This is a genomic window from Blastomonas sp. AAP53 (genome assembly GCF_000331245.1).
Classification (GTDB): domain Bacteria; phylum Pseudomonadota; class Alphaproteobacteria; order Sphingomonadales; family Sphingomonadaceae; genus Blastomonas.
The window spans coordinates 80,862-101,553 of record NZ_ANFZ01000006.1 but is presented as its reverse complement, the minus strand read 5'-3'; the positions used below and the strand labels follow the sequence as shown (position 1 = coordinate 101,553).

Annotated in this window: 18 protein-coding genes; 2 read left to right on the top strand and 16 right to left on the bottom strand. The window is 64.1% G+C overall.

Translation table 11 applies throughout. The features are described 5' to 3' along the window. Nucleotides 1-72: 72 nt before the first annotated feature. From D618_RS0103420 to D618_RS0103365, 12 genes are all read right to left on the bottom strand, one after another. Nucleotides 73-1,797, bottom strand: coding sequence for a penicillin-binding protein 2 (locus tag D618_RS0103420; protein ID WP_017670088.1), 1,725 nt, complete (start codon nucleotides 1,795-1,797; stop codon nucleotides 73-75). Further along, complete coding sequence (locus D618_RS18900; protein WP_017670087.1) at nucleotides 1,794-2,387, bottom strand: hypothetical protein; 594 nt, start codon at nucleotides 2,385-2,387, stop codon at nucleotides 1,794-1,796. Before D618_RS18900 ends, D618_RS0103420 begins: the two co-directional genes overlap by 4 nt. Continuing rightward, nucleotides 2,384-3,376 carry a 16S rRNA (cytosine(1402)-N(4))-methyltransferase RsmH gene (gene rsmH, locus D618_RS0103410; RefSeq protein ID WP_017670086.1) on the bottom strand — a complete coding sequence of 331 codons (993 nt, stop codon included), beginning with the start codon at nucleotides 3,374-3,376 and terminating at the stop codon, nucleotides 2,384-2,386. Before rsmH ends, D618_RS18900 begins: the two co-directional genes overlap by 4 nt. Then, nucleotides 3,376-3,870 carry a division/cell wall cluster transcriptional repressor MraZ gene (locus D618_RS0103405; protein ID WP_017670085.1) on the bottom strand — a complete coding sequence of 165 codons (495 nt, stop codon included), beginning with the start codon at nucleotides 3,868-3,870 and terminating at the stop codon, nucleotides 3,376-3,378. The genes rsmH and D618_RS0103405 overlap by 1 nt, the downstream gene beginning before the upstream one ends. A gap of 299 nt (nucleotides 3,871-4,169) precedes the next feature. Further along, complete coding sequence (locus D618_RS0103400; protein WP_017670084.1) at nucleotides 4,170-4,967, bottom strand: hypothetical protein; 798 nt, start codon at nucleotides 4,965-4,967, stop codon at nucleotides 4,170-4,172. Then, nucleotides 4,967-5,335 (bottom strand): hypothetical protein, encoded by a 369-nt coding sequence (locus tag D618_RS18895; RefSeq protein WP_017670083.1) that lies wholly within the window; start codon nucleotides 5,333-5,335, stop codon nucleotides 4,967-4,969. The genes D618_RS0103400 and D618_RS18895 overlap by 1 nt, the downstream gene beginning before the upstream one ends. Before the next feature lie 14 nt (nucleotides 5,336-5,349). After that, a complete protein-coding gene (locus D618_RS0103390; RefSeq protein WP_017670082.1) occupies nucleotides 5,350-6,339 on the bottom strand; it encodes a cysteine synthase A in 990 nt (329 codons plus the stop codon). Between the two features lie 111 nt (nucleotides 6,340-6,450). Further along, the gene (locus D618_RS0103385) at nucleotides 6,451-8,622 is read right to left on the bottom strand and encodes a M3 family metallopeptidase (RefSeq protein WP_017670081.1); all 2,172 of its coding nucleotides are present in this window, start codon (nucleotides 8,620-8,622) and stop codon (nucleotides 6,451-6,453) included. 158 nt (nucleotides 8,623-8,780) lie between these two features. Next, complete coding sequence (locus D618_RS0103380) at nucleotides 8,781-9,629, bottom strand: phosphodiesterase (RefSeq protein WP_017670080.1); 849 nt, start codon at nucleotides 9,627-9,629, stop codon at nucleotides 8,781-8,783. A gap of 44 nt (nucleotides 9,630-9,673) precedes the next feature. After that, nucleotides 9,674-11,545 (bottom strand): cytochrome c3 family protein, encoded by a 1,872-nt coding sequence (locus tag D618_RS0103375; protein WP_017670079.1) that lies wholly within the window; start codon nucleotides 11,543-11,545, stop codon nucleotides 9,674-9,676. A 46-nt stretch (nucleotides 11,546-11,591) separates the two neighbouring features. Beyond that, nucleotides 11,592-12,503 (bottom strand): hypothetical protein, encoded by a 912-nt coding sequence (locus tag D618_RS0103370; protein ID WP_017670078.1) that lies wholly within the window; start codon nucleotides 12,501-12,503, stop codon nucleotides 11,592-11,594. 3 nt (nucleotides 12,504-12,506) lie between these two features. Then, entirely contained in the window at nucleotides 12,507-15,062 is a 2,556-nt protein-coding gene (locus D618_RS0103365; RefSeq protein ID WP_017670077.1) for a cyclic nucleotide-binding domain-containing protein, read from the bottom strand. 258 nt (nucleotides 15,063-15,320) lie between these two features. Between D618_RS0103365 and D618_RS0103360 the strand changes: the two genes are divergently transcribed. Together D618_RS0103360 and D618_RS0103355 are read left to right on the top strand one after the other, a co-directional pair. Next, a complete protein-coding gene (locus tag D618_RS0103360) occupies nucleotides 15,321-16,337 on the top strand; it encodes a tetratricopeptide repeat protein (RefSeq protein ID WP_238550578.1) in 1,017 nt (338 codons plus the stop codon). Nucleotides 16,338-16,549: 212 nt separating this feature from the next. Continuing rightward, the gene (locus D618_RS0103355) at nucleotides 16,550-17,302 is read left to right on the top strand and encodes a LuxR family transcriptional regulator (protein ID WP_017670075.1); all 753 of its coding nucleotides are present in this window, start codon (nucleotides 16,550-16,552) and stop codon (nucleotides 17,300-17,302) included. 22 nt (nucleotides 17,303-17,324) lie between these two features. Here the strand turns inward: D618_RS0103355 and D618_RS19990 are convergent, their stop codons facing one another. The 4 genes from D618_RS19990 to D618_RS0103335 form a co-directional block, all read right to left on the bottom strand. Continuing rightward, nucleotides 17,325-17,600: a hypothetical protein gene (locus tag D618_RS19990; RefSeq protein WP_017670074.1), complete on the bottom strand. Its 276-nt coding sequence runs from the start codon at nucleotides 17,598-17,600 to the stop codon at nucleotides 17,325-17,327. A 322-nt stretch (nucleotides 17,601-17,922) separates the two neighbouring features. Then, nucleotides 17,923-19,122: a M48 family metallopeptidase gene (locus D618_RS0103345; protein ID WP_017670073.1), complete on the bottom strand. Its 1,200-nt coding sequence runs from the start codon at nucleotides 19,120-19,122 to the stop codon at nucleotides 17,923-17,925. Next, nucleotides 19,119-19,886: a hypothetical protein gene (locus tag D618_RS0103340; protein ID WP_017670072.1), complete on the bottom strand. Its 768-nt coding sequence runs from the start codon at nucleotides 19,884-19,886 to the stop codon at nucleotides 19,119-19,121. Before D618_RS0103340 ends, D618_RS0103345 begins: the two co-directional genes overlap by 4 nt. A gap of 132 nt (nucleotides 19,887-20,018) precedes the next feature. Further along, nucleotides 20,019-20,690, bottom strand: a complete 672-nt coding sequence (locus D618_RS0103335) for a YggS family pyridoxal phosphate-dependent enzyme (RefSeq protein ID WP_040370198.1) — start codon at nucleotides 20,688-20,690, stop codon at nucleotides 20,019-20,021. Nucleotides 20,691-20,692 lie beyond the last annotated feature (2 nt).

Sequence of the window (20,692 nt, the reverse complement as noted above, 5' to 3'; positions counted from 1 at the left end):
AAATCCCTGCCTCCTCTATGTCTGGTCCGTACAGATGCAACCCCCTGCAACGCACAGCCCATGTATAATCGCCTATGCCGGATCATCCCGCTTGGACGAAGCGGCGGCCTTGACCGGTGCCTTCCACAGCAGCGGCATCAACTCGGACACATCGACATCGCGGCGGTCGTCGGGGATGATGCCCAGCATCGGGCCGATGCGCGGCACCAGCCGGGCCACCACCGGCGCGGCCGTCCAGCCTGCCGTGCGCTGGAAGGACGATGCCTGGTTGCCCGAAGGCTCGTCGATCATGATCAGCACGACATAACGCGGCGCATCCATCGGGAAGGCGGCAGCGAACGTCGCGACGACCGAGCTGCGCTTGTAGCCACCCGCGCCGGGCTTTTCTGCCGAGCCGGTCTTGCCGCCGACGCGGAAACCGGGTGCCTCGGCCTTGCGACCGGTGCCATCGCGCACGATCATGCGCAGAAGCTGGTTCATCCGCGCGCTGGTCGAGGCCTTGAACACCTGCTCACCGCGCGGGACATCGGCAGGGTTCAGCTTCATCAGCGTCGCCGGACGATACAGCCCCCCATTGACCATTGCGGCATAAGCGGACGCGAGATGCAGCGGCGTCACCGCGATGCCGTGGCCATAGCCGACGGTCATGTTGGTGAGCCTGCCCCAGTTGGCGGGCCACAGCGGCTTGGCACGTTCGCGCAGGTTGATCTCGGCCTGGCGATCGAAGTGCAGCTTGCGCATCACCGCCTGCAGCCGCTCAGGGCCCAGCTCGTCTGCGATCTGCGCGGTGACGATGTTCGAGCTGTGGACCAGCGTCTCGGGCACGTTCAGCCAGCGGCCCGACGAGTGGGAATCGCGGATCTGGAAACCAGCAACCTTGAGCGGGCGGCTGGCATCATAGCGACGCGACAGATCGGTCACGGTGCCCGCGTCGATCGCTGCGGCCACGGTCAGCGGCTTGAAGGTCGATCCCAATTCGAAGAAGCGATACGTGACCTGGTTGGCCTCGAACGCTGCGCTGCTGGCATCGAACCGGTTGGGGTTGAAGCTGGGCAGTGACGTCATCGCCATCACCTCGCCCGTCTCGACATCGAGCACCATCCCGGCTGCGGCCTTGGCATCATAGGACTTCATCGCCCGGCCCAGCTCGTCCTCGAGCGCTGCCTGGACGCGAATGTCGATCGACAAGGCCGAAGGGGTCAGCCGCTTCCTGGGATCGAGCAGATCGGCATCCATCGCGCGTTCCATGCCCGAAACGCCATGACCATCGGGGTGGACATAGCCCAGCACGTGCGCGGCGAGCTGCAACTGCGGGTAGAAGCGTTCCTTCTCGCGCGGGAACTCGATCCCCACCTCGCCCAATGCGTGAACGCGGTTGACCTCTTCGGGCACCGCGCGGTGGCGCAGATAGGTGGGCTTGTCACGGCTGAGCAATTTCAGGAAACGCTCTTCGCTGGTGTCGGGGAAGATCGCCGCCAGCTTGCCGGCCAGCACCTTGCGATCACCGATCAGCCGGGCAGGCACGACCCGGATCGCATAGCCATCGATCGTGCGCGCCAGCGGCACGCCGTTGCGATCGACAATGTCACCGCGACCCGGATCGACCATGGCGGACCGCGACGCGGCCTGCGCCTGTTCGCCGAACACGCCGATGAAGGTCAGCCGCAGCAGGATAGCGCCCATGCCCAGCCCAAAAAGCGCGAGCACCGCAACCAGGCGGACCTGTGCGGTGAGCGTGAGATGCTGGCGCTTGCTGGCCAGACGGACCCTGTGGCTGCCGGATGCGAGCGCGGTCATTGGCCTCCCACCTTTTTCAGCTCGGCATCGGCCTGCTGGTTGATCCGGTCGAGCAGGCGATCATCGAGCAGACGGCGACCTTCCGCCTTCGGTTCGGCCTTGGCGGATTTCGGCGCGGTCGCTGCCGTCGCGGCGCGCGCCGGGCTGATGATCGCGACACTGGCCGAGACCGATAAGGGCTCGGGCGTCTTGACGGTGTTGGCGGCCAGTTCTGCCGGCTTGATCGCGGCGGGCTCGGCCTGCGGCTTGATGGTCATGGCGGCCACCCGCACCGGCTCGTCCAGCGGCCTGGTGTCATCGCCCAGATTGGCCAGTTCGCGCTCGCCGTCCAGATATTGCGCGGCGCTGGGGGCCTCATAGCCATATTCCAGGTCGTTCCACATCGCCAGTTGCGCCAGGCTGGCGCGGGTGGCGAATTCGGTTTCGAGATAGCGGATTTCCGCGCGCGTGCGCAGGATGTCGCGCTCGGTGCGCGTCAGGTCGCTGCGCAGTGTCGCCACGCTCAACGACAAGGGATAGAGCGCGATCGCCACGATGAAGATAAGCGCGATCCAGCCGATCGTCTTGAGGCGCTTGACTGCCAGGATCATGCCGCACGCCTTTCTGCATCATCGTCCGCGCCCCAAGCTTCAGCCTCGCTGCGAATCGCGACCCGCAAGGTGGCCGAACGCGCGCGGGGGTTACGCGCGCATTCGGCCTCGCCCGCCCGGGTCGGCCTGGCGGGTTTCTCGAAACTGGGGGGCCGGCGCTGGCCGGACAGATCGGGAAGATGACGCGAGCCTGCGCCTTCGCTGCCGCTGCGCAGCTTCAGGAACCGCTTGACGATGCGATCCTCCAGGCTGTGGAAGCTCACCACCGCAAGCCGCCCGCCCGGAGCGAGCATCGCCTCGGCAGCGACCAGCCCGTCGCGCAGTTCGTCAAGCTCTCCATTCACATGGATGCGGATCGCCTGGAAAGTGCGCGTCGCCGGATCCTTGGGCGCGCCGGGCCGATAGCCCAGGGCCTTGCGCACCACCGCCGCCAGCTCCAGCGTCCTCTGCAACGGACGGGCGGCGACGATGGCGCGGGCGATACGGCGCGACTGGCGCTCCTCGCCATACAAGTACAGAATGTCGGCGATGTCGGCCTCGTCGGCGGTGTTGACGAAGTCCGCTGCGCTCAGCCCGTCCTGGCCCATGCGCATGTCGAGCGGGCCATCGGACTGGAACGAAAAGCCGCGCTGGGCCTGATCGAGCTGCATCGACGACACGCCGATATCGAACACGATGCCATCGACCTGCGTAAGCCCCGCCTCGCGCAGCACCTGCGCGATTTGCGAAAAGCGCGCGGCATGGAAGGTGAAGCGCCCGTCGGCTTCTCCCGTCAGCGCCGCACCGGCGGCGGCCGCATCGGGATCGCGGTCGATGCCGTGCACCGCAGCACCGGCGGCCAGCATGGCGCGGCTGTACCCGCCCGCCCCGAAGGTCGCATCGACGTGCACCTCGCCGGGCTGGATCGCCAGTCCTTCCAGCACCTCGTCGAGCAGCACGGGGATGTGCGGGGCGTTGCCTTGGGCGGTCGTGATTTCCGGGCGGGCCATCAGCGCTTGCCCCCCAGTTCTTCCATCAGGAAGCGCGCATTGAACTGCTGCGATGCCAGGCGTGGATCGTCGAGCGTCAGCAGATGCTCCACGCCCCAGATGCTGAAATCGGTGCCGTTGCCGCTGAAGAACACGTGCTTTTCGATCCTGGCCATGGCAACCAGCATCCGCGGCAGGATCAGGCGGCCGCTGCCATCGAAGCTGATCGTGGCGGTGGTGTTGAAGCGCGGGCCGCCGAACAGCTCCGTGCGGAACTCTTCACCCGACTCATTGGCCAGCTCCTCGCGGCGGCGCATCTGTTCCAGCAATGCGGCCAGCCGCTGCGTGCCATGACCCTGCAGGCACTGGGCCTGCGCATTATACGAAAAGACGACCGAGCTTTCGCCGCCGGAGTTGGCGATGATGGGATTACGGAAGATAGCCGGAATGGCCATCCGGCCCTTGAGGTCGATGGTGGTCAGTGCAGAACCAAGAAAGGCACTGATTTCCGCCACTTGGTAATTCACCCCTTATTCCGCGCCGATGCGTTTCCCTGACTGTCCGGGGGGTGTTCCCTTGCGTCGCCACTGCCGCGCCAAAGCTGCTCCATCGCTGGGCGATGGATAAAGCCTTCGGCGTCCCGCAGCACATCAGCGCCACAGGTCGGCAGGACATCACAAATGGTTGAACCCCGATTAAGGCATCCATAACAGGGGAGAATTGGGGATGGAAGGGTTTTTTTGGGTCTAGCCCGGCAATATCGGGGCGAGTACTTCAAAATCGGGACGAACGGAAGACCCTGTTCTGTCCGGGCTCAAGACGTATCGTTCATGGTTAGTTCGCGGATCAGATCGTGCACCATCTTCCGGTTGGCGCGACCCGACTCGCCGGAATCGCTGATCAGCGCCGGATCGAGCAGATCGGCATCGGCAACCAGCAGCGCCCTGCCCTCGCCCACCGCGCACCGGGCGATAAGGCCATGCTCCGCGATGCGACATGAAGCGTCCCCAATTTTCCCCGGCAATTCCGCAAACTTCCCAGGATGGACAAGCAGCCCGCCCGCATCCCCTGTCCGCACCGATTCGATCTGCGGGTCGATCAGCTCGATCCCCCAATGGGCAAGCAATGGCGAAACCAGCGCGCTGCGCAGCGGCCCTGCAGGATCGCCGAGCCCGGCATGGCCTGACCATTCGAGCATCGGGTCTGCGAACAGCAGCAACCTGCCGCCTGCGCGGACAAAATCATCGATCGCCACGAATTCCTGCGGCGTCAGCGCGCGGGGCTGCACCAGGATCATCATCCCCGCGCCAGACAGCGCCTGTGCGTCGAGCACGTCGGCGACCACCAGATCGTGCCCCTGTGCCATTGCGCTGTACAGCGGGTGCGGCCTGGACTTGCCGGCGATCCTGCCTGCCATGTCGATCCCATCGCCATAGACGAGCGGAAGGCTGCTCATCAGCACGATGCGCTGGCGCGGCAGCCTGGGGAAAATCGGGGTGGATACTGCGGCTTGGGCAGCAGCGCCGTCCTGCGCGCTGCCAGTGCCTCCCGGATCAGGCGAACACGCTCCTGCCAGCAGCATCGCCGCCATCAGCGCGGACGCAAACCGCATCACTGCTGCGGCTGAGCAGGCGGCCCGGATTGCGGATCGGGTTGCAGTTGACCAACAACCGGGGTCTGGCCACCTGCGCTGTGCTGCGTGCCCTCGGTCGGAAGATCGGGCACGACGCCCAGATCGACCAGCGGCTCGCTGGCAGCAGGAGGCTGCACGACGGGCGGCGCGACAGGGTCTGTCATGCCGGGTTCGACGACGCTCGCGCTCTCCACCGGGGTCTCGGTCCCGGCGCGCTGCAACAGCATGTCGGCCAGCGCCACTGTCACCAGCACGGCAAAGATGCCGCCGATACCGATCTGCAACCGGTGCATGATTGGATTACCCGCAGGGGCGCGGGCTGTGTTGCGGGCTTTGTCTGCGACCATGGGCTGAGTATAGGTCAATCGGCCAGCCAGGGAAAGACCGGCAATCCCTTCGCGCGCAGCCACTCGGCATTGTAGAGCGTCGAGAGATAGCGAAAGCCGGTATCGCACAGGATCGTGACAACACGCGAGCCCTCGCCCAGCGTCCGGCCCAACTCCACCGCGCCGGCCACGTTGATCCCCGACGACAGACCGAGGCACAGCCCCTCTTCCTTGAGCAGCCGCTGCACCCAGTACAGGCCGACCTCATCGGAGATGCGGAACTGCGTGTCGATCGGCGCATCTTCCAGATTGCCGGTGATCCGCCCCTGGCCGATGCCCTCGGCGACCGACGAACCTTCGGCCTTCAGTTCGCCATTGGCAAAATAGTTGAACAGCGCCGCGCCGTGCGGATCGGTGAGCGCGATGGTGACATTGGGATCGTGCGCCTTGAGGCCCATGCCGACGCCCGCGATCGTGCCGCCGGTGCCCGCCGCGCAGGTGAAGCCATCGATGCGGCCCTCCATCTGCGCCCAGATTTCCTCCGCCGTACCCTCGATATGCGCGCGGCGGTTGGCGATATTGTCGAACTGCTGCGCCCAGACCGCGCCCGGCGTTTCTTCGGCGATGCGGCGCGAGGTGTGCACGAAATGGCCGGGATTGGCATAAGGCGCGGCCGGCACCAGCACCAGTTCGGCGCCCAGCGCGCGCAGCGTGTCCATCTTTTCCTTGGACTGCGTCTCGGGCATCACGATGATGGTCTTGTAGCCCTTGGCGTTGGCGACCAGCGCGATACCGATGCCGGTGTTTCCAGCTGTCCCCTCGACGATCGTACCGCCGGGCTGGAGCGTGCCGCGCTCTTCGGCATCGCGCACGATGTACAGCGCCGCACGGTCCTTCACCGATGCGCCGGGGTTGGCATATTCGCATTTGCCAAAGATGTCGCACCCCGCAGCCTCGCTGGGCCCTGCGAGCCGCACGAGCGGGGTGTTGCCAATCAGGTCGAGCGTACTGGGGATCGTTGTCATGCTGGCTAGATAAGCGCGCGCCCGCTGACCGGCAAGCCAGTTGCTGTTGCCCTGCCCCTAGCAAAGGTTTGACGGGACGTGCCCCGCCAAACCTTTGCTGGTGCGATGCAATCAGTCGCGATCCGCTGTCGGTGTCGCCGCCGCCGTTGTGGTGGTGGGGAAACCGCGCCGCTTGAGCAGCGCATTCACGTCAGGATCGCGCCCACGGAAGGCACGGTACGCCTCGACCCGCTCGGTCTCGTTGCCGGTGGAGAGCAGCGTCTTGCGGAACTTGTCGGCGATGTCGCGGTTCCACACATCGCCCGATTCCTCGAACGCGGCCCAGGTATCGGCGTCCATCGTCTCGGACCACAGATAGCTGTAATAGCCCGCCGAATAGCTGTCCGACGAGAACAGGTGCCCGAATTGCGGCAGCCGGTGGCGCATGACCAGCTCGGACGGCATGCCGATTTCCGCCAGCGTCGCCTTCTCGAACGCGCGCGGATCGGCGACAGGGTCGGTGCGGTTGTGCAGCTTCATGTCGACAATCGCCGACGACAGATACTCGACGGTCGAGAAGCCCTGGTTGAAGGTCTCACTGGCGTTGATCTTCTTCACCAGCTCCGCCGGGATCGGCTCGCCGGTCTTGTAGTGCGTCGCGTAGGTGTTGAGGATGTAAGGCGTCAGAAGCCAGTTCTCGTTCACCTGGCTGGGATATTCGACAAAGTCGCGCGGGGTGCCCCGCAGTCCGGGATATTCGATATCGGTCAGCAGCGAATGCAGCGCATGGCCGAACTCATGGAACAGCGTCGACGCATCATCGAGGCTGATCAGCGCAGGCTCGCCCGCTGCGGGCTTGACGAAATTGTTGTTGTTCGACGCTAGCACGTTGCGATCCCCGCCCAGCCGCTGCTGCGCGCGATACGATGTCGCCCAGGCACCCGACCGTTTGCCGGTGCGCGCATAGGCATCCATGTAGAACAGCCCGACATTCTCGCCGGTCAGCTTGTTGGTGACGACATAGGTGGTGACATCGGGATGGAAGACCGGAACCTCGCCGGTGTTTTCCTTGAACTCCAGATCATAGAGCTTGCCCGCGGCATCGAACATGCCCTGGATCATCTTGCTCAGCTGGAAGTACGGCTTGATCTCGTTCTGATCGAGATCGTATTTCGCCTTGCGCACCTTCTCCGAATAGAAGCGATAGTCCCAGGGCTCGATCTTGAGGCCCGCGCCCTCCTTGTCGGCCACCGCCTGCATGTCGGCGACCTCCTGCTTCACGCGGGCGACCGCAGCGGGCCAGACCTTCATCATCAGGTCCATCGCGCGTGCCGGATCCTTGGCCATGGTGTCATCCATCCGCAGATGCGCGTGGGTCTTGAAACCCAGCAGTTCGGCACGCTGCTGGCGCAGCTTGAGGATCTGCGCGATCGTGGCGTTGGTATCGTTGGCGTCATTGTTGTCACCGCGCATCACGTACGAGCGCCAGACTTTTTCGCGCAGTGCCCGGTTGGTGGCGTTCTCCAGCACTGGCTGCATGACCGAACGGGTGTTGACCAGCACCCAGCCATCGACCTTGCGCTCTTCCGCCGCCGATTTGAGCGAGGCGACAAAGCTGTCGGGCAGGCCCGCAAGCTCGGCCTTGTCGGTGATGACGAGGTACTTCTCTTCATCGGCCTGCAGTTTTTCGTTGAACGTCGAATATAGCCCGGCCAGTTCACTGTTGATCGTGATCAGCTGTGCCTTGGCGGCATCGTCGAGCAGCGCACCGCCGCGCACCAGCCCGTCATAATCACGCTCGAGCAGCCGCATCTGCTGGGCATCGAGCCCCAGCGTCTCGCGACGGTCGTAGACCGACTTGATGCGGGCCAGAATGCGCGGATCGAGCGTCAATTCGTTGTAGAACTTGCTGATCTTTGGCGCCCATTCGGCCTGCATCGCGCGGACCTGCCTGTCGGCCAGGTTGCTGGTATAGACGCCCCACATCGCGAACACCCGGTCCATCTTGTCGCCGGCCATTTCGAGCGCAAGGTTGGTGTTCTGGAAGGTGGGTTCGCTCTTGTCGGTGGCAATCACCTCATACTCGGCCTTCAGCTCGTCCATCGCGGCCTGGATCGCGGCGGGAAACGCGGCGGTGGACACCTGGTCCCACGGCGGCACGCCCTCATAAGGTCCGGTCCAATCCTGATAGATCAGCTTCGATTGCGCATCGGTTGCGACCGGCGCTGCCTGTTGTGCCAGCGCGGGCATCGCTGCGCCCACTGCCAGCGCTGATGCTGCGATCAGCAGAAATGTCTTCACCATGATGTTCCCTTTGTTCCGAAGCCCCGTCCGCTGTCCTTCATGTGGGCAGCGCAGCGAGGGTCGCAAGGGGACATGCGCGCAACCGGCGACCCCTCGCCCATGCGCTCTGGTCGCATGGCTGTGATCAGAACTCCAGCCTTGAGGGAAAAGCAGGGACGCTAAACCGGCCGCTCCGCCAACAGGCTGCGGACCAGAGGCTGCATCCGCTCGTCATAGCGGGCGAGCATGACATGCTCATCGGCGGTCTCGTAATGGGTGATCAGCTCGCGCCCGTTCCACCAGTGTAGCGCAAAGGCAGGCGGATCGGCGATGATCATGTTGCGACCATCGGGCGTGTCGGGATCGATGGGCGCCAGCTCCAGCGCCACCTGCGGCGCGCTCGATGGACAGATCACGACGGGAAAGCCGCTCCAGCTGCTCACGATCGCGCGGTGGACATGGCCGCACACCATGCCGATGATGTTGCTGTGCCCGGCAAAGCAATCGCGCAAGCATTCCACCCAGGGCTCTTCGGGGTGCGTGTTCATCCATTCGATCCCAACCTCGATCGGCGGATGGTGCTGGACGATCAGCGTCGGGCGATCGCTCTGTTCGGCCAGCCGCGCGCGCAGCCAATCGGCGCGAACCTCGCAATAGGCGCCTCCATGCCGCCCTTCCTCGAGCGTATCGAGCACCAGCAAACGGATGGGCCCGGCATCGACCTCATATTGCACGAACCCATCGACCATCGGCACGTCGGGAAATTGTGCGTGGAAGGTGTTGCGCTGGTCGTGATTGCCCAGGCACATGTAAACCGGGAAAGGGCAGATGGAGAGCGCGTTCTTCAGCCGACGATAGCTGTCCTCGTCGCCGCGATCGATCAGGTCGCCGGTCGCCAGCAGCATGTCCGGCATCGGGTCCATCTCGCGCAACATGGCGATGACCTGATCCAGCCGCTTGCGATTGAACTCGGCAGGATTGTCCGGATCGAAGCCCAGATGAATATCGGTAATCTGAGCAATCAGCATCCGGGGCTTTGATCCTTCGTTCTGGGCATCGTCAGGGCCGCCGGTTATCGTCGCAACCGGGCTCCCGCTCCGCCCGGATGCGCCATCGCCGCCGTGATCTCTGGCCGCTTTTTCTTCTTGTCTTGCTCGCGAAGCAGCCATGGAGCCCCCTTGTCGGCATGGTAATCGTGACACATTGCGCAGGTCGATTCGACCGGTTTCTTCACCTTGATCAGCGACTCACCGGTTTCACCCACATGGCAGGTGCGGCAATTCTTGATGCCGGGCAGAAGCAGATCGGTTGCGTCCTTCGACGTTTCGGCAAGGTGGCAGCTGGTGCACTCTTCCTTGTCGTGCGCGTCATGCGTGAACCAGCCCTTCTGCAGATAACGGCTGGTCTGCGCGACCGGTGCGATGCGGAAGTCGAGCGCTCCCGATGACGAAGGCGGCACCACGACATGGCAGTCGTAGCACGCGCCGCCCCGGCTGAAGACCTGGCGGATCGCCTGATCGGCCCGGCCTCCGCGGAAGTTGACCGCGCGGGCATAATCCGCCGCCGTGCGCCTGGAATTCACCACACCGGGCCGTTGCCGGGCCAGACTGCCCAGGTTGATCGGGCGTGCAGGCGGCGTGGAACGGTAGAAGGCGCGCAGATCGGCCTTTACCTGCTCGGGCTCGCCATGACGCAACGTGCGATAGGTGCCGCCGATCTTGTCGAAAGCCAAGCTGTGGCACATCGCACAGCTCTTCTCCATGTCGACGGCTACAAAGCCGACATTGTTCTTGTCCGCCTCATGACAATCGGAGCATTCGAGCGCATCGCCAAAATCGTATTTGGCAGACAGCCGCCGCCCCATCTGCGCCACACCGCCGGTCTTTGCGAGATGCAGGTCGTGCGGGAATTTCAGGCCATTGTTTTCGCGGGGGCGCTTGTCGAGCGAGATGCGCTTGCGCGGAGCCTTGGAGTCATCGCCGACGAGCGGACGCACCAGCACCGCAGGCTGGAACTGCGGATGCGCATTGCCGAAATCGGCGGCGTTATCGAGCTTGGTATTGGTCAAGCGCGTGTCCATCCCGTCGTGGCATTCAGCACAGAATCGTTGCTGAGTGGGCTGCATAGCACCTGCCCCCTCATGCTCGGTGTGACATTCGACACAGCGCCCCGCCGGTTTGTTGAAACTGGTCGCGACGAATCGGGTGAAGGCGGCAAATCCGGTGGGGTCCCCGCGCGCGGTGAGCTGCCGCGTCATTGGCGCGTGCGGCCCTGCGTCCTTTTCATGGCAGGTCATGCAGGCGTTGTCGCGAACCGACACGAACGCATCGACATGGCAGGCCTGGCAATCGTCCTTCAGCGTCTTGTGCGCCTGGCTCATCTTGCCCGATGACCACAGGCCGTCGGCATGGAAACCGGCGGGACGCGACACTTTTTCCTTGTACGCCAAATCCTTGTAGCTGGACCAGGTATAGACCGGCCAGGCGAGGCACGCGATCAGCACCAGCAGCGCAAAGCCCCAGGCGCTCATCCTTTTGCCCGGCAGCAGGCCCTTGAGCGAATAGATCGCTGCCTCGTCCTTGTCCTCGGCGCTGTCGGACACCGCCTCGATCCGGCGGACGGTGAGCGTCACCGCATCGCCCTCTGCCCCCACCGCGATGATGTGACCGCCAAAACGCAATTCCGCGCCGCGCGCGATATCGATTTTCGTCGATTCCACGCTGCGGCCATCGATATCGAACGGCTGCTGCGACTGCGATGTGATGAACAATTCGCCGCCGCGCCGCTCGACGCGCGCATGCACGGGATTGACCGCCAGATCGGGCAGGTGGACGCCGTTGCTGGCATTGCGACCGATGAAGAGCTCTTCGCCCGCCACTTCGGTCTGGCGGACAATCTCGCTGCCGTCTGCCTTCAAGGCGACCTGGCGGACGATAAACATCATGAAACTGCCCCCAAAACTTGCCGAAACCCCGCCCCCGGACCTGCGATCACCAATAGAAAAACACGCTGAAGATATGGGCGGAGAGCGCCGCAAGCAGCGCAAACGTCATCGGCACGTGCACGTACAGCCAGACCTGCAGCATCGCCTTGATCTGCAGATGCTTGCGCAGCCGCGCCAGAGTCGATTCCTTGCGCTGCAAAAGCCCATCGACCTTGTCGAGCGGGTCATCGCCCATGCGCGGCTGATAGGCGCGTAGCCGTCGCAACTCGGCCATCGCCTTGCGGGTTTCGCAGCCACCGTAACTGTTGCCGATGCGCTGGAAGAAATTGCCGTCGAACGGGTCCTGCTCGAGCGAGGCCTGCACCAGGGCGGCCTGGCCAGGATCGAGCGGCTGGGCGGCATCGTGCAACTGGCGGTCGAGCGAGCGCAGCTGCTCGATCATCATCCGCTCGGTCACCGCGCCGTCACTGTCTGCCCGGTTGTTCGACAGGTTATCGGGCAGCGTCGCGTAAAAATAGATGCCGACGATGCCGGAGATGATCACGATCATCATCAGCGACCAGGCCAAAGTGTGCACGTTCCAACCCAGCTGGAAGCCGGTGTGCAGCGTGCCGATGACGATGAGGCTCAGCCCCAGATACACGTGCGCGCTGGTCCAGGCCTTCAAGGACCAGCCCCCCGGCGTGATCGCGCGCTTGCGCATGCCAAGGCAGGTGAGCCAAACGATCAGCAAGGCGCCGATGGTGCCCAGGGTATAGCCATACCACGACCCGCCATTGTGGCGCGGCTGCACGTCCACGAGGAAATAGCTGACCAGGCAGGTGATCGACAGCACCGTGGCGATCTTCATCCAGCGGAAGTTCTTGTGCCGCAAAAAGCCGTCATGCATCGAATTGCGCTGACGACCGGTGGTCTTCCTGCGCACGGGCGGCGCTGCGGGCTGGGCCTTGCTAGCCATGGGTCAAGCCTCCTCCTGCTCGAGCCGGGCGACGGTCAGGAACTCGTCGGGCGCGACGCGGATGGCAGCGCCCGTCGGGCAGGCGCGCACACAGCTGGGGCCGCCCTCGATGCCGGCGCACATGTCGCACTTGATCGCCTTCTTGGGCTTTTCGACTCCGGGCTCGCTGTTGGCATAGGACCATTTCTTGCTTGGCTCGCCCGGACCCGGACCAAAGCCGAAGAACAGCCAGGACAACAGGCCCGGCTTCTTCGGCGGCACCTTGTCCATGCGGATAACCCCATAAGGGCAGTTGCGCTGGCAGTTGCCGCAGCCGATGCAGGTATCGTTGATGTACACCTCGCCATCGGGGCCGCGGTTGATGGCGTTGGGCGGGCAATCGGCCATGCAGTGCGGATGTTCGCAATGGCGGCAGCTGGTCGGCACGTGCAGGTGCGCATAGGTGCGCCCGGCCTCGCGATCGAGCCGCGACAGGCCGTCATGGCTATCGGCACACGCCTTTTCGCAATTGTCGCAGCCCACGCACAACGTCTCGTCGATCAGCAGCACGTCGGTCGCCTCGCCGATGCCGTTCTCGACCAGGAAGTTGGCAACCCCCGAATACATGTCGACCACGCCCGAGAAGCTGTCCTTCTTCGCCTCGATGAACGCGTTGATGTCCTGGCGGCTGGCCATGTCGCGCTTGGCGCGCTTGAGCAGCTCGGGGTTGGCCTCAAGCACCTTCTTGAAGGCATCGCCGTCGATCTGGATGACCTCGGACTTGATTGCCGCCTTCACCGTCGCGGTGCGCCGTCCGCCTGCGATCAGCGCCATTTCGCCGACATACGAGCCTGCGGGAAGATAGGAGAGGAACACCGGCTTTCCGCCGATCTCCTTCTCCACGATCATCGATCCCACCCGGATCACATAGATCTCGGTACCCTCGTCGCCTTCCTTCAAGATCGCCTCGCCCGGCTTGATCTGGCGGATCTTGCTGGTCTGCACCACCTCGGCAATGTCGGCGGGCTTCAAGCCGGAGCCGAACATCTGGAGCAGCAGGCGTTCGGTCGAGATGCGCTCGATCGCCTTCTTGGCGGTGGGCACCTGGCTCTGCAGCTTCAATGCGGCGTTGCGCGAGATTTCCACGCAGATCGTGTCCTCGGCAGCAATGATCGTCGCACCGCGGCGCCGGCCCGAAATCAGGCCGACCTCGCCAAAGATCGATCCCTGGCCGATCGGCACGGTCTTCGATGTGTCATTGGGGTCAATCTGCACCGCGACCGAGCCTTGCGCGATCGCAAACAGCGACGATCCGGGGGCTGCGCGTTCGAAGATCACGTCGCCCTTGCGGTAGAACTTGGCATCCGAATCGAGCATGAACTCGCGCATCTGCAGCGGGTTCATGCCGTTGAGGATGGTGACGTTCTCGCGCAGCAGATCGAGCCATTCGGCCACCGACTTGCGCCCCGGGAGGTCGCGGAACTTGGCCTCGAGGATCGGCTCGTCCGCCGGCTTCAGTTCGGTATTGCCGTTGATGAACTCGATGACGTCATAGCCCTGGTTCATGCAGTGCTTGATCAGCGGATAGCCTGCCAGCGCGCCGATGACGAAAATCCCCGGCGCGGTCGATTCGAACACCGGCGACAATTGCGGGAACGCGAGCCGGTCGGCGCTGGTGAACGCGATGCCGCATTCCTCGATGAACGCGCGCGGCGGGGCAGAGCCGATGCGCGCAATGATCCGGTCACAGCGCACCCGCTCTTCGCCATCGCGGGTGCTGAAGGTGATCCAGCCCGGCTCGACACTGGCGGTATCGGTCTCGAAGCGGATGTTGAGCTTGCCGGCATTGCGATCGCCCAGCAGCGCCAGCGCATTGGCTTCCTTGGCAGTGGGGAAGGACTCCTTGGGGCTGGTCGCTTCCGGGCCGCGGCTGACGATGGTGACGACGTTGCCCTGCGCCGAATCTTCGGCCAGGCCGCGCGCGTTCTCGATCCCCGCATCGCCCGCGCCGATGACGACGATATGCTCGTCGACATATTCGGTGGGGTCATCCAGCTGATACTGCACATGCGGCAGATCACCGCCCGGGCAGCGCATGCGGTTGGGGTTGCCCTGCGTGCCGATGGCGAAGACGACGTTTTCCGCCATGATCTTTTCGCCGTTGGTCAGCTCGATCTCATAGGGCGGGGCGTAGCGCTGGATTTCCTTTTTGGTGACAGAGCCATCGCGCGCGCGCTGTTCGATGACATGCACGCTCCCTTCGATCGCTGGGCCAGTGCCCCGGATCGCCTTGGCCTCGGCATTGAACTTCACATTGACGCCCAGTTCCCTGGTGCGCGCGTTCCATTTTTCGAGGATCGCCTCGCGCTTGCCTGCCTCGAACTCCTGGTCGGAGCGCAGGACCAGCTGCGATGGCGTGGCCATCACGTGCTTGCCCTTCTGGTATTTGTAGATGGTGTCCGAAAGGTGATCGGTCTTTTCGAGCAGGATGTGGCTCATGCCCAGGCTGGCCGCACGACCAGCGGCGCTCTTGCCCGCTGGGCCCGACCCGATGATCGCAACGCGGAAAATCTCGCTCACAGGTTCGCGTCCCCCAGTTGCAGACGCAGGTGCGCCTGCGCTCGCAGGCCATCAGACCAGTCCGGAAACCCGCAGCCCGACTTCCCCCATCGGTGCCGCTATCGCCAGAATGCCCCGCTGCCGCAAGCAATTGCCCAAATTCGGTTGCGAACCCTATGCCGATATTTCTAGCAAAGAATGTGATCTTTACCACTTAGAATTTGGAAATTTTGGCCGATCCGCTAGCTTGATCGCCGGACGCGTACGAAGAGACCCCAGATGACAGACCCCATGACCGATCCCGCCACCCCTGCTGCGGCAGCCGATACCCCTGCCCGCGCATCTGGCGGCGGTTTCGGGGCTGGAAGGATCGCACTGGCTGCAGCCGCGCTGATCGCCGTCAGCGCTGTAGGATACAAGGTCTATACCGACCAGCAGCCCGCAGCATCGGGCCCGGTTGCGCCCTTGAATGCGCAAGGCCAGCCTGCCTCGGTCGACGAGGTCATCACCGCGCTGGAAACGCGCTTGCGCGACAATCCCGATGATGCCGAAGGCTGGCGCATGCTGGGCTGGAGCTATTTCGAGACCGGCCGCTTTGCCGAATCCGCCACCGCCATGCGCCGCGCGGTCCAGCTTGCCCCCGGCAATTCGGAATATCATTCGATGCTGGGCGAGGCGCTCGTCATGGCCAGCAAGGACGAGGCGATCAGCCAGGATGCCCGCGCCGCCTTCAGCAAAGCAGTCGAGATCGACCCCAAGGATGCGCGCGCGCGCTATTTCCTCGCCGCCGCCAAGGATATCGATGGCAAGCATGCCGAAGCGATCGAGGACTGGTTCGGCCTGCTCGCCGAAACGCCGGCCGACGCGCCTTATGCCAAGGATATCCGGGATGTGATCCGCAATGTCGGCAAGGAACGCGGCATCGAGGTCGAGAAGCGGCTGGCCTCGGCCAAATTCGCGCCGCCCACCGCCGGTTTCAGGACCGATGGCGCCGAGACCGCGACCGCCGGCATCCCCGGCCCCAGTCCGGACCAGATGGCCGCCGCAGCCGCGCTGCCCCAGGGCCAGCAGGACATGATGGTCGCGCAGATGGTCGATGGCCTCGCCGAGCGTCTGAAGCGCGAGCCGGGCGATACCGATGGCTGGATCATGCTGCTGCGCAGCCGCATGCAGCTGGGCGAGACCGGCAAGGCACAAGCTGCGTTGCGTGATGCCACCGCTGCGCTGAAGAACAAGGCTGCAGATCAGCGCCGCGTGCGTGAGGCGGCAGCAGCGCTGGGCGTGCCCGGTGCCTAACCTGCCGGTGCAGCGCGACAGACCGGACAGCCGCTGAATTTTTCGACGGCAAGACAGATAGCTCCGATCTGGACCAATGTAACCGTATCTGGGTTGCCTGTTTACCCAGATGTAAATAGCAGGTAACGACTAAACTGTAGTTAACTTTCCTCCCGCTGGCAGCTCCGTGCCGTTGTGGGCCATCGAGAACTGTCGGGAATCAGACCAGTCATATGCCGGAACTGGACCTTGTCGAGCGCGCGTCTGCGGCTATTGAAGCGGCTACGTCGCTGGAAGCGCTTTTGCATGCCACAGCAGAGGCAGCGCGCCCTTTCGGCTTTGCCTATGCCGCGCTGGCACGCCATGTCCACGTGCAGTCGGGCCTGATGAAGCCCGAAATGGTCACCAATTACCCGGAAACCTGGCACGACCTCTTTCAGCGCCGCGACTACAGCCTGACCAGCCCCATTCTGGCTGCCTGCCAGCGCCGGGGCGGTGCCATCCGCTGGTCTGACCTGAGCTCGATCATTCCGCTCACGCGCATCCAGCGTGAATATCTTGAAGAAATGCGCAAGATGGGCCTGGGTTCGGGTTGTACCATTGCCAGCCACATGCCCGATCACCCGACCATTTCCGTCCATTTCGTGGTGGAAGATGGCCAGGACCTGAAACCGCGCCCGTTCATGCTGGCGATGCTGATCGGGGCAGCGGCGGGGCAGCAGGCCCGCACGCTGTGGCAATCGCAGTTGCCGGAAGTCGCCGTGAACAATGACGAGAGGCTCTCGCCGCGCCAGGTCGATTGCATCAAGCTGGTCGCGCGCGGCATGACCAGCTGGGAAATCGCATCGGTGCTGGGAATTTCAGACCAGACCGTCAGCGAATATCTTACCGACGCGCGGCGTCGCCTTGCCGTGTCCAATCGAGCCCAGCTGGTGCTCAAATCGCTGAAACTGGGGTATTTCACGCTCGACGATGTGACCGAATAGCAGGCCAAAGAACCCAACGCCGTCAGGGCAGGTGCGCACTGGTCGCCAAAGCACGGAAATCGTCGACCCCGCGTGCAAAATAGTGCAACCGCGGCGCATCAAAGGTGATCATGTACAACTTGCCGCCGATGATCGCAGCCTGCGCCTCGCCGCGCCGCGTCAGCTCGTCCTGATCGACGAATTCATAGCTGAATGCCACCCCGTCACGCCCCAGAAACTGCCCCGGTGCCACATCGAGCATGCGGAACGTGCCGATCTGCTTGTAGCTGCGATAGGTCGCTTCCAGCAGTTCCGGCACTTCGATCGCAGGGTGGTGGCGGTGAACCTGGGCAAGGGTTCGCGCTTCTTGCTGCGTTCGCGCACCAATGGCTTGCCGGGCTCGATCCCCGCATAAAAGGTCACATCGTTGAGCTGCTCGCCGTCGAGCGTCCAGCTTTCGGTCAGCTTGCCGATGCGCATGTCGAGCCGGTTCCAGTCGCGCCCCGGCGTGACGGTCAGCGCGGAATCGGCCACCGCAACCGCCTCTCCCTGCGCGCGAAGCTTGTGCGCGTAGGCAGCAGATGGCGCGCACATCAGCGCGAGAAGAAACGTTGCGGCGAGCAGGCGGACGGGACGGGACATCATGGTGCTGGCACCTCTTTGGGGATCATCATCCCGATCAGCTTCGCATCGGGTGCATCAGGTTTCAGGGCGAGATAGGTCCGCAGCGCTGCCTGGCCTGAGACGGTCTGGCCGGTCTTCAGGAGCGAGAGGCCCAGCCCGCGATGCGCCTCGGCATGAAGGGGGTCGAGCGCAACCGCCTGCGCATAGAATTGCGCCGCGTTCACCAGATCACGCGGCGCCCCGCGCATCCGGTGCAGCTCGCCACGGGCATGGTGCAGCGGCGCGGTCCAGCCGTCCTGCGCCAGCGTCTGGATGATATACTCGCTCGCCCCGAAATCATTCAGCTTGATCTGGTCATCGAGAAGCTGCGGCAGCCAGGGGGCCAGCGCCGCACGATAGCGCTCCGCTCCATCGTCACGCGCCGCCGCATCGGGGCGAGCGAGCAAGGCCAAAGTGGCGGCGCGCTCTGCCTCTGGCGGGTGCGTGGCATAAAAGGGAATCCGGTCGAAGCGCGGCTTCTTCAGCCCCTTGGCCAGCGCATCGGCCTCAAACTCCCCCATCAGCCTTTCCCACACCTGCGCTGCCGCCTGCGGGCGCAGCGCGCTTGTGTTCAGATAGCCGATGCCGAGACTGTCGGCCTCGCGTTCCTGATCGCGACCGAACCGGAAGATCGAGCCAATGATCGTGAGTTCCAGATTGCGATAGGTGCGCAGCGTGTCATAGCTGGGTGCCAGCGCGCCCAGCATGGCGGTCCAGGCCAGCACATCGCTACCCGAGCGCCTCGCCTTCAGCTGCTGCAGCGAATGGCGTGATTCAAAATGCCCGAATTCATGCCCCAGCACCGCGCCCAGCTCGGCCTCGCTGCGCACGCGCAGCAGCAATCCGGAATAGACCTGCATCAGTCCGTTGGGAGACATGGTGGCGTTGAACATCGGAACCCGGACGATATAGACCCGGGTCGCGCCGCAGCGGTCCTGCCCCACCGTGTCGCACAGCACCCTGGTGACATAGGCCTGCAATGCCTGATCGCGGATCAGCATGTCCGATTGGGCGAAGCGGCGCTCCTCTTCGTCCATCTCGCGCCACAACCCCTGCTCGTCGATGCCCTGCGGCTGATAGGCGCCGGAGTAGGGCGGCGGCAGCGTTGGCTCGACCTGGGCCGGGCTGGCGAGCGCCAGCATCGCCGCGCTGCCCGCCTGCCAAATCCGCGCGATCATGGCGCGGCCTGCTTGGGCGTGTCATCCTTGGGGATTGCGCTGCCCGGAAAGTCCTCGAGCAGTTGGCGCACGCGCTTTTGCGCGCCGTCTGCCTCGCGCACATCTCCGCCCATCTGGAAGTCGGCATTGAGCCACAACAGATCGCCGGTCTTCAGATCGACCAGACCGGCATAGCCGATGTGCTGGCCCGACGTGACGCCTACGCCTGCGACCATTCCGACGATCTGCAGCATCTTGCGCCCGGTCGAGCCATAGTGATCGTCCGTGTACAGGAACAGTGCATAGTCCGCCCCGCCCGCGCCCGGCAGGCTGGCAACCGTCGGCCCCAGCGACCAGTCGAGCTGCCCCGCCTTGTTGTCGCGCTTCTTGGTGGGCAGGCGGTTGCCGACGAAGAACTGATACTGAATCACCGCGCGCGAGACCGCCGCAAACAGCGCCATATGCTCGGCAACGCTGCGCGCATCGTCACCAAAAGGCTCGGGCGCGGCCACCACGACATTGCCAAGCTGCTGCTGCACCTCGCCCAACGCGGTCTCGATATGATTTCGCGCCTGATCGGTCCACTCGGCGCGCGGTTCGGGCATGCCTGCGGTCGATTGTTCGCCCACCCGGACGGAGGGTCGCAGCAGCAAGATCGTCTTGCCGCTTTGCGGTGCGAGCGTAAATCCCTGCCGGACGGCGGACCGTTCCTGCGCGAAAACCGGCAGCGCGGATGCCTGAAGCAACACCGCCGCCGCCACGACCGCCTGAAAGATACCCCGCATACCGCCCCCCATATTGCCGGAGCGCGTGTATAGGCAGAGCCTTCTACATCAATCCAGCCTATTCGGCTAGTAACGCCATTATGGATGCAATAGTTTGATTAGCCCAATACTGGGCAATTGTGCACCGATCTATCAACGTGCGCCGAACAGCGCAGAGCCAATCCGCACATGAGTCGCACCGATACGCACGGCAGTTTCATAATCGCCCGACATGCCCATGCTCAGCTGATCGAGCCCATGGTCGCGCGTCAGGTTGGCGAGCAGCGCGAAATAGGGCGCTGGTTCGACATCGGCCGGCGGCACCGCCATCAGGCCGATGACGGGCAGACCCAGGGCGCGGACATCGGCAAGGAACTTGGGCAGTTCGGCAATCGCGCAGCCGCCCTTCTGGTCCTCTTCTCCGATGTTGACCTGGACGAAGCACGGCACCTGCCTGCCCGCCTTGTCCATCGCGGCGGCGAGCGCCTTGGCGAGCGACATGCGATCGAGCGAATGGATATAGTCGAACAGCGCGACGGCATCGTCGGCCTTGTTCGACTGCAGCTGGCCGACCATGTGCAATTCCAGGTCAGGATGGCGCGCGCGCAGATCGGTGAACTTGGCCTGCGCCTCCTGCACCCGATTCTCGCCGAACACCCGCTGCCCCTGTTCGATCAGGTCCTCGATTGCGTCTGCCGGCTTGGTCTTGGAGATCGCGATCAGCGTCGTCGATGCGGCGGGGCGCCCCGCGATCTTCTCGGACTGGGCGATATTTGCTCGGATCGTGGCGAGCGGCGTTGCGGCGGAGTGGCTGGGCATAGTCATGG

Coding starts and splice junctions, on each gene's coding strand:
- D618_RS0103385 (WP_017670081.1), bottom strand. CDS start 8,622: ATGGTGAAGACATTTCTGCTGATCGCAGCATCAGCGCTGGCAGTGGGC.
- D618_RS0103340 (WP_017670072.1), bottom strand. CDS start 19,886: ATGCGGGGTATCTTTCAGGCGGTCGTGGCGGCGGCGGTGTTGCTTCAG.
- D618_RS18900 (WP_017670087.1), bottom strand. CDS start 2,387: ATGATCCTGGCAGTCAAGCGCCTCAAGACGATCGGCTGGATCGCGCTT.
- D618_RS0103335 (WP_040370198.1), bottom strand. CDS start 20,690: ATGACTATGCCCAGCCACTCCGCCGCAACGCCGCTCGCCACGATCCGA.
- D618_RS0103375 (WP_017670079.1), bottom strand. CDS start 11,545: ATGATGTTTATCGTCCGCCAGGTCGCCTTGAAGGCAGACGGCAGCGAG.
- D618_RS0103360 (WP_238550578.1), top strand. CDS start 15,321: ATGACAGACCCCATGACCGATCCCGCCACCCCTGCTGCGGCAGCCGAT.
- D618_RS0103355 (WP_017670075.1), top strand. CDS start 16,550: ATGCCGGAACTGGACCTTGTCGAGCGCGCGTCTGCGGCTATTGAAGCG.
- D618_RS0103380 (WP_017670080.1), bottom strand. CDS start 9,629: ATGCTGATTGCTCAGATTACCGATATTCATCTGGGCTTCGATCCGGAC.
- D618_RS0103420 (WP_017670088.1), bottom strand. CDS start 1,797: ATGACCGCGCTCGCATCCGGCAGCCACAGGGTCCGTCTGGCCAGCAAG.
- rsmH (WP_017670086.1), bottom strand. CDS start 3,376: ATGGCCCGCCCGGAAATCACGACCGCCCAAGGCAACGCCCCGCACATC.
- D618_RS0103370 (WP_017670078.1), bottom strand. CDS start 12,503: ATGGCTAGCAAGGCCCAGCCCGCAGCGCCGCCCGTGCGCAGGAAGACC.
- D618_RS0103345 (WP_017670073.1), bottom strand. CDS start 19,122: ATGATCGCGCGGATTTGGCAGGCGGGCAGCGCGGCGATGCTGGCGCTC.
- D618_RS18895 (WP_017670083.1), bottom strand. CDS start 5,335: ATGGTCGCAGACAAAGCCCGCAACACAGCCCGCGCCCCTGCGGGTAAT.
- D618_RS0103400 (WP_017670084.1), bottom strand. CDS start 4,967: ATGCGGTTTGCGTCCGCGCTGATGGCGGCGATGCTGCTGGCAGGAGCG.
- D618_RS0103390 (WP_017670082.1), bottom strand. CDS start 6,339: ATGACAACGATCCCCAGTACGCTCGACCTGATTGGCAACACCCCGCTC.